Source organism: Vibrio sp. 1288 (assembly GCF_033344475.1).
In genome coordinates, this window is sequence record NZ_JAWPOX010000906.1 from 1 (window position 1) to 570 (window position 570).

Here is a 570-nt window from a genome sequence, read left to right on the forward strand (position 1 = left end):
TGAACACTTGCGGCTTGTAGTTTGTTTCTCTAAATGGCGAGGAGATATCAGAGTTTGCCAGTTGCCATAGGGACTTTTGAGTATAAGCCCCCATCAAAGCAGTGCCTGAGCTGAAGCGATAAAATGGAATTGATGCTGAGATCTGAAACTTCACTTCAAAATCTTGCAGTGAATCCATCTCTGAGCCCATTTCGCTGTAGGCACTTTGGCTGATGTCTGTGGTGTATGTACCTAGAACGTAGTTGTCTTCGTAGGTTGAGATATGGGTAATGTCTTTTCCGTAAGCAAGTACGGGGCACAACAAGAGCGGAATTACTTTATACTTCATCGTTATCCTTTTGCCGCCAAACCATAAAGCGGCAATATCATTCCTTATCATCGATAACTTCGACAATAAACAGCAAGGGAAAAGCGGTTAAAGCAATTTTCATTCCGGATTTTATAATTAGCTGAAGATTTTACAATAAGCCGCAGATACACAGCTCTATTTTTATCAGCTCGTTGATAAAAAGCTTATTTTACATCTACCACACGGCTGGCTTTTTTGTACTGAACTTTCCACCCAGCCCA

1 protein-coding gene is annotated in these 570 nt (G+C 41.4%); it reads right to left on the reverse strand.

From position 1 onward, the window contains the following. A partial coding sequence (locus R8O11_RS30015; protein ID WP_318195234.1) for a phospholipase A occupies positions 1 to 328 on the reverse strand: 328 nt, incomplete at its 3' end. Between the last annotated feature and the right edge of the window lie 242 nt (positions 329 to 570).